At 54.4% G+C, this 1,318-nt stretch carries 1 rRNA gene; it reads left to right on the top strand.

From position 1 onward, the window contains the following. Nucleotides 1-1,318 (top strand): 16S ribosomal RNA (locus V3391_RS17465); the annotation flags it as partial.

Raw genomic sequence — 1,318 nt, 5'->3', positions numbered from 1 at the left:
GTTTGATCCTGGCTCAGGATGAACGCTGGCGGCGTGCTTAACACATGCAAGTCGAACGAACCTTCGGGTTAGTGGCGGACGGGTGAGTAACGCGTGGGAATCTGCCCTCAGGAGGGGGATAACGGTTGGAAACGACCGCTAATACCCCATATGCCGAGAGGTGAAATGAATTTCGCCTGAGGATGAGCCCGCGTCTGATTAGCTTGTTGGTGAGGTAATGGCTCACCAAGGCTACGATCAGTAGCTGGTCTGAGAGGATGATCAGCCACACTGGGACTGAGACACGGCCCAGACTCCTACGGGAGGCAGCAGTGGGGAATTTTCCGCAATGGGCGAAAGCCTGACGGAGCAACGCCGCGTGAGGGACGAAGGCCTCTGGGCTGTAAACCTCTTTTCTCAAGGAAGAAGATATGACGGTACTTGAGGAATAAGCCACGGCTAATTCCGTGCCAGCAGCCGCGGTAATACGGGAGTGGCAAGCGTTATCCGGAATTATTGGGCGTAAAGCGTCCGCAGGCGGCCTTTCAAGTCTGCTGTTAAAGCGTGGAGCTTAACTCCATCATGGCAGTGGAAACTGATTGGCTTGAGTATGGTAGGGGCAGAGGGAATTCCCGGTGTAGCGGTGAAATGCGTAGATATCGGGAAGAACACCAGTGGCGAAGGCGCTCTGCTGGGCCATTACTGACGCTCATGGACGAAAGCCAGGGGAGCGAAAGGGATTAGATACCCCTGTAGTCCTGGCCGTAAACGATGAACACTAGGTGTCGGGGGAATCGACCCCTTCGGTGTCGTAGCTAACGCGTTAAGTGTTCCGCCTGGGGAGTACGCACGCAAGTGTGAAACTCAAAGGAATTGACGGGGGCCCGCACAAGCGGTGGAGTATGTGGTTTAATTCGATGCAACGCGAAGAACCTTACCAGGGCTTGACATCCTGCGAACCTTTAAGAAATTAGAGGGTGCCTTCGGGAACGCAGTGACAGGTGGTGCATGGCTGTCGTCAGCTCGTGTCGTGAGATGTTGGGTTAAGTCCCGCAACGAGCGCAACCCACGTTTTTAGTTGCCAGCATTTAGTTGGGCACTCTAGAAAGACCGCCGGTGATAAACCGGAGGAAGGTGTGGATGACGTCAAGTCATCATGCCCCTTACATCCTGGGCTACACACGTACTACAATGCTACGGACAAAGGGCAGCAAACTCGCGAGAGCTAGCAAATCCCATAAACCGTGGCTCAGTTCAGATCGTAGGCTGCAACTCGCCTACGTGAAGGAGGAATCGCTAGTAATCGCAGGTCAGCATACTGCGGTGAATACGTTCCCGG

The sequence above is a fragment of the Luteimonas flava genome (assembly GCF_036584485.1).
Taxonomy (GTDB): Bacteria; Pseudomonadota; Gammaproteobacteria; order Xanthomonadales; family Xanthomonadaceae; genus Luteimonas; species Luteimonas flava.
Note: the sequence above shows the minus strand (reverse complement) of the source record. Positions and strands in the feature narration are given on the sequence as shown.